The 5880-nt window shown below is 61.5% G+C and carries 6 protein-coding genes; 3 read left to right on the top strand and 3 right to left on the bottom strand.

What is annotated here, in order from left to right; translation table 11 throughout:
* Positions 1–521 precede the first annotated feature (521 nt).
* Entirely contained in the window at positions 522–1466 is a 945-nt protein-coding gene (locus JFT66_RS22570) for an aliphatic sulfonate ABC transporter substrate-binding protein (RefSeq protein WP_198860188.1), read from the top strand.
* Between the two features lie 222 nt (positions 1467–1688).
* Here the strand turns inward: JFT66_RS22570 and JFT66_RS22565 are convergent, their stop codons facing one another.
* The 3 genes from JFT66_RS22565 to JFT66_RS22555 form a co-directional block, all read right to left on the bottom strand.
* Positions 1689–2879: a sugar transporter gene (locus tag JFT66_RS22565; RefSeq protein WP_034117686.1), complete on the bottom strand. Its 1191-nt coding sequence runs from the start codon at positions 2877–2879 to the stop codon at positions 1689–1691.
* 111 nt (positions 2880–2990) lie between these two features.
* Complete coding sequence (locus JFT66_RS22560) at positions 2991–3353, bottom strand: type 1 fimbrial protein (protein ID WP_034117685.1); 363 nt, start codon at positions 3351–3353, stop codon at positions 2991–2993.
* 86 nt (positions 3354–3439) lie between these two features.
* On the bottom strand, positions 3440–4438 hold the full coding sequence (locus JFT66_RS22555) for a bile acid:sodium symporter family protein (protein ID WP_034117684.1): 999 nt from the start codon (positions 4436–4438) through the stop codon (positions 3440–3442).
* 85 nt (positions 4439–4523) lie between these two features.
* On the opposite strand from JFT66_RS22555, the gene JFT66_RS22550 reads away from it, so the two are divergent.
* Both JFT66_RS22550 and JFT66_RS22545 read left to right on the top strand, forming a co-directional pair.
* Positions 4524–5312, top strand: coding sequence for an AraC family transcriptional regulator (locus tag JFT66_RS22550; protein ID WP_198860187.1), 789 nt, complete (start codon positions 4524–4526; stop codon positions 5310–5312).
* Between the two features lie 134 nt (positions 5313–5446).
* Positions 5447–5878, top strand: coding sequence for a hypothetical protein (locus JFT66_RS22545; protein WP_034117682.1), 432 nt, complete (start codon positions 5447–5449; stop codon positions 5876–5878).
* The last annotated feature ends 2 nt before the right edge of the window (positions 5879–5880 follow it).

Genomic DNA, 5880 nt, shown 5'->3' with positions numbered 1-5880 from the left:
GGGGTAACCTGCCTGATATATCACGGTTGAAGAGAATGTCCGTATTCAGTTGCCGCTTGGATCGGCAGTGCTGGGCGCCCAGGAAAAAATAGCGGGCGCAGCCGGGGGCCAGGAGGGGCTTCCGGCAGGCTTGGAAAATTAAGGGATTTGCGGGGTGGGGGGTGACATGGGAACCGGGGACAAGTATCGGGCGGGAGGGTTCCCGTTTTTACTCGCTGGCTTTCAACTTATCTGAGTTTTACCAGTACCGCGGCGATGACCGCCCATGTCACACCTGTGAGAGGGGCTTGCTCCCGATGGCGGTGGGTCAGTCAATTAATCTATATCTGACCCACCGCTATCAGGAGCAAGCCCCCTCCCACATTAGATATGCATCGATTCTGCCCAACGGGTGATTGCTCACGGCCCCGACCTGGCTGACAGGGCCTCAAGTAACCTTAAGCTCAGATCGAAAGAGTATTTATCGAATGGTTTTCAGAACCTTATGCTTCGGGCCATTCCGTTGAAAATCGAGCGCCCACATGTCCCTTCGTCGCCCTCTCGCCGCTGTATTAGGATTGCTGGCCTTTTCTGTCGCCTTGAGCCCCCAAGCCCAGCAAACCCTGCGCATCGGTTACCAGAAATCCTCGACCCTGATCACCCTGCTCAAAACCCAAGGAACCCTGGAAAAAGCCCTGAAGGCCGACCACATCGAGGTGAGCTGGCACGAGTTCCCCAGCGGCTTGCCATTGCTGGAGGCACTGAACGTCGGCAACGTGGATATCAGCGCCGATGTGGCCGATACCGTGCCGATCTTTGCTCAGGCAGCCCAGGCCCAGCTCACCTACTTTGCCCAGGAAGCGCCCTCGCCCTCCGCCCAGGCCATCGTGGTGCGCAAGGACTCGTCGATCCAGCAGTTGGCGGACCTCAAGGGCAAGAAAATCGCCGTGACCAAAGCCGCCGGCACTCACTATTTATTGATCGCCGCGTTGAACAAAGCCGGCCTGGCGTTTGCCGATATCCAACCGGCCTATCTGTCCCCCGCTGACGGCCGCGCCGCCTTTGAAAACAACAAGGTGGATGCCTGGGTCACCTGGGAGCCTTTCCTCACCAGCGTGCAGCGGCAACTGCCGACCCGCACCCTGGCGGACGGCAGCGGGTTGGCGAGCTACAAGCGTTATTACCTGACCGGTACGCCTTACGCCCAGGCTCATCCCGAGGTGCTGAAGGTGGTGTATGCAGAATTGGAAAAAGCCGGACAATGGGTGAAAGCTCATCCGCAAGACGCGGCAAAAGTGCTGGGCCCGTTGTGGGGCAACCTCGATCCGGCGACGGTGGAGGCCGCCAATGCGCACCGCAGTTATCTGGTGCAGCCGGTGACGCTTGAGCAACTGGGGGAGCAGCAAAAGATTGCCGATGCGTTCTTCAAGGCGGGGCTGTTGCCCAAGGCGGTGGATGCCAAGGCGGTGCAGACCTGGCAACCCTAGGGTAAACAAGGCCGGCGGGAAGTGGTACAACACGCCCCGCCCCTTTCATCGAAGCGGGTCCGTTGATTCCGGTGGCATGAAATCGAACTCGGTCTGAAATGTGGGAGGGGGCTTGCTCCCGATGGCGGAGTATCAGCCATAGATGTGTGTGCTGATACTCCCTCATCGGGAGCAAGCCCCCTCCCACATTTAGCTTGCAGTCACCCGCTGAATACTCGCCAATCAGCTTGGCGTGCGCGGCACACCCTGCCCAAACCGCCGAATCGCCAGGCAATACCCCACCAACGCCAGCGCCGCCAGCAACCCACCCGCCGCGCCGATCCAGGCGAAGCCGAAATGGCTGCCGACCCAACTGCCCATCAACGCGCCGCCGCCGATGCCGATGTTGTAGATCCCGGAAAACATCGCCATCGCCACATCGGTGGCGTCCGGCGCCAGCACCAGTACCTTGGACTGCATGGCGAGGCCAAAGCCCATGATCGCCATGCCCCAGAAAATGCTCAGCACCACCAGGTAAGACTCAGCGCCGCTCAACGGCAGCATGAGTGCCAGGCACGCGGCGAGGATAAACACTGCGCCGATCACGAACAGGTGCGGATTGAAGCGATGCACCAGGCTGAACAACAACGAGCCAATGATACCGGCACCACCGAACACCAGCAGGATCAACGTCACCGCACTGCCACCCAGCCCGGCAACGCCTTCGACAAAGGGTTCGATGTAGCTGTAGGCGGTGAATTGCGCAGTGACGGTCATCGCGGTAAGCACGTACAGCGCCACCAGTGCCGGGCGCTTGAACAGCAGCGGCAGGCTGCGCAGCGAGCCGGAGTTCTGGCTGGGCAGTGGCGGCAAGGTGCGCGCCAGCCAGAACACCAGGGCGGCGGCGAACGCGGCGATCACCAGGAAGGTGGTACGCCAGCCCATGGCCTCGCCAAGCAGGCGGCCCAAGGGAATGCCCAACACCATCGCCAGGGATGTGCCCGTGGCCAATAGCCCAAGCGCCTGGACCTGCTTGCCCTCCGGCGCCAGGCGAACGGCCAGCGAGGCGGTGATCGACCAGAACAGGGCATGGGCCAAGGCGATGCCGACGCGACTGACCATCAACAGGCCAAAGCTGGTAGCAACGCTGGAGAGAATATGGCTGGCGATAAACAGGCCGAACAGCACGATGAGTAATTTGCGCCGTTCGACGTTGCGGGTCAGCAGCATCACCGGCAGCGAGGTCAGGGACACGATCCAGGCATAGATGGTGAGCATCAGGCCGACGCTGGCCACGGGCATGTCAAAGCTGGCGCCGATGGCGCTGAGCAGCCCGACAGGCACAAATTCGGTGGTATTGAACACAAACGCGGCCAGCGCGAGGGCGATGACCGGTTGCCAGTTGGCTTGGGGGGTTGCGGTAGAAAGGCTCATTGGCGGGCGAGGTACTCTGGCGATGATCGAGCGGCCACCCAGGACAAGCGCCGCCGCCGAGCATTCTATAGGTTTCTCCGGTCGCTGTTGATGCGGATCGTCGCCCCGGCACTATGGCGAGGTCATGGTGATCACGTAGTTGCCCGACTGAATGGGCTCGCCGGCGTCGTCGACCAGCAGGTAGCGCTGGTCGTAATAGCGCCCCTCTCCGGTGTCCGCCACCAGCCGCACATGGGCCGCATTGACGCTGGCCACGGGTGCCACACTGCGTACATCGAAGCGGCTGCCGCGACTGGTGCTGGCACAGCCGGTCAGCTCCATCACGGAGCCGCTGCGCGCATTTGTCCTGCACCCCGACTCGACGATGGAGCCGGTGAACCTGATGGTCCCCTGCCCCACTGTCTGCGCCGCGCCGCAGGTGCTTGCCCACAGGCAAAGGAGGCCTGTCACTACCGAAATATGACCAACGTTCATGCCGACACTCCTTCTTGGGTTAGTAAGAAGGTAGTCGTCGGCGTGGCGGTTAACTTGAGCTTATTTGTCTGCGAATGAGAGGTGGATCACGGATCCACCTGCCCCATCAACTCGGGGATGCTTTCCGGTCGCTGGGCGTAACGCTGGGCCAACGCCGCACACACCATCAATTGGATCTGGTGGAACAGCATCAGCGGCAGTATCAGCACCCCCATGCTCGCCCCGGCAAACAACACCTGGGCCATGGGCACGCCGGTGGCCAGGCTTTTCTTCGAGCCGCAGAACAGGATGGTGATGCGGTCTTCCTGGTTAAAACCGAACGCCTTGCTCAGCAACAGGGAAGCCACCAGCACCAGCGCGAGCAAGACGCAGCAGGCCACGACGAGACCGCCCAGTTGCCACAACGGGATCTGGTGCCAGATACCTTCGGTGACCGCTTCGCTGAATGCGCCGTAGACCACCAGCAGGATCGAGCCCTGGTCGACGAATTTCAGCCAGGACTTGTTGCGACCGACCCAGTCACCGATCCAACGGCGGGCGACTTGCCCGGCGATGAACGGCAGCAGCAACTGCACGCTGATCTTCAGGATCGCGTCGACGGTGGAGCCGCCATCACCTTGCACATTGAGCAGCAACGCGACCAGCAACGGTGTCAGGAAGATACCGAACAGGCTTGACGCCGCCGCGCTGCAAATCGCCGCCGGGATATTGCCGCGGGCCAGGGACGTGAAGGCAATCGCCGATTGCACCGTGGCCGGCAAGGCGCAGAGGTAGAGCATGCCCATGTACAGGTCTTTGCCGATCAGCGGTGACAGCACCGGTTTGAGCGCCAGGCCCAGCAGTGGGAACAGCACGAAGGTCAGGCTGAACACCAGCAGGTGCAGGCGCCAGTGGCCGGCACCAGCAACGATGGCTTGGCGTGACAGCTTGGCGCCGTGCAGGAAAAACAGCAGCGCGATGGCCAGGTTGGTGACCCAGCCGAACGCCACGGCAGTCTGGCCGCTGGCCGGCAGCACTGAGGCGAGGATCACCGTGGCGATCAGGGTCAGGGTGAAGTTGTCGGGTAGAAAGCGCGGGCGGGTCATAAGCAAATCTTCCAGGGGTTGCCAAGAACATCGTGGCGACTCTAACGTAACGGCCTGTTACCGACTAACGCCAATGAGCCAGTAAATGCCGCCTAAAGGACATGAAAAAGCCGTCCGGCGCAGTGTGCCCGGGCTTACCAGCCTGCCACGGCCGGTGTATGGGCGTACCGAATCGTTGCCCAATCGGGCGCTGACGCGACGGCACAGCCACCCGTGGGTGCAGTTGTCCTATGCGATTTCCGGGGTGCTGGAGATCCAGACCAGCGTCGGCCGTTTCGTCGCACCACCGCAGCGCGCGGTATGGATCCCGGCGGGCGTGCCTCATCGGGTATTCAGTTCGCCCCATACGGAAATGCGTAGTTTGTACCTCGATTGCAGCGTTACCGCCTGGGCGGCCGAGCGTTGCCAGGTGCTGGAGGTGAGTAGCCTGTTGCGCGAGTTGATCCGCAGTTTCAGCGAGCTGCCGGTGGCCTATGCCGAGGATGGGCCGGATGGGCGCCTGGCCCAGGTGCTGCTCGACCAACTCGCCGCCGCGCCCCAAGTCGACTTGATGTTGCCGTTGCCCCATGACCCGCGGCTGCGGCAGATCTATCGCAGCCTGAACCTGCACCCCGAGCAGCAAACTACGCTGGGGGATTGGAGCCGCAAGCTGGGGGTCAGCGAAAAAACCCTCAGTCGCGTATTCCTGAGTGACACCGGGCTGACATTCCGCGCATGGCGCCAGCGCCTGCGACTGTTGAGCGCCCTGCCCGCCCTGGAGCAAGGTGAGCGGGTGACGGATGTGGCGTTGGGGTGTGGGTATGAATCGACGTCGGCGTTTATCAATGCGTTTCGCCAGCAGTTTGAGGCGACGCCGGGTGAATTTTTCCGCTGATCCTCAGGTGCAGTGAAGGTTAAAAGCCCCCTCCCACACGTTCAACTGCGTTTCATAGCCAGATACAAACCGACGCTCGGCTGGTATCGTGCTGCGCTTTGAAATACCGCCACCGACCTGCGAGGAAATGGACGTTGAACACTGACGAAAAAATGACCGGGGACCTGTTCGAGGTCGATAAACGCCTGTCACTCAAGCCCGTGGTGGACTTCAACGCTTATCTGCGCAACGCCTTCGGCGACGGCCCGTGCACCTGCGTACGGTGCGCTGCCAGCGGCGGTGATGAAAGCGGCTATGAGTTCCAGCACACGTTCAACTTCGACGGTAAGCCTATGCACCGCCGCTTCGCTTCGACGGCAGGCAGTGATGTGTTGATGGCGTTGAAGAAGGCATGGTTGTCGTACACCAAGGTCGAGCTGCCGCTCAGTGGTGTGTTGGTGCTGGACACGGTCAAGGAGTTTGTCGAGCCGCAGTTGCATAAGCGCCTTGCGCCATTGTTCGTGGCCAGTGGGTTGGTCAAGGACGTGGACGGTGAGTTGCGTATTCAGCCACAAGCCATGGCCTGACC

The organism is Pseudomonas sp. MF6755 (assembly GCF_016405635.1).
GTDB classification, from domain to species: domain Bacteria; phylum Pseudomonadota; class Gammaproteobacteria; order Pseudomonadales; family Pseudomonadaceae; genus Aquipseudomonas; species Aquipseudomonas haemolytica.
The sequence above is the reverse complement of the archived record's forward strand: the minus strand, read 5'-3'. Positions and strand labels throughout refer to the sequence as shown.

Bases quoted from the DNA above. Each gene is read 5' to 3' on its own strand.
- JFT66_RS22570 (WP_198860188.1), top strand. From the start codon at position 522: ATGTCCCTTCGTCGCCCTCTCGCCGCTGTATTAGGATTGCTGGCCTTT.
- JFT66_RS22565 (WP_034117686.1), bottom strand. From the start codon at position 2,879: ATGAGCCTTTCTACCGCAACCCCCCAAGCCAACTGGCAACCGGTCATC.
- JFT66_RS22560 (WP_034117685.1), bottom strand. From the start codon at position 3,353: ATGAACGTTGGTCATATTTCGGTAGTGACAGGCCTCCTTTGCCTGTGG.
- JFT66_RS22555 (WP_034117684.1), bottom strand. From the start codon at position 4,438: ATGACCCGCCCGCGCTTTCTACCCGACAACTTCACCCTGACCCTGATC.
- JFT66_RS22550 (WP_198860187.1), top strand. From the start codon at position 4,524: ATGCCGCCTAAAGGACATGAAAAAGCCGTCCGGCGCAGTGTGCCCGGG.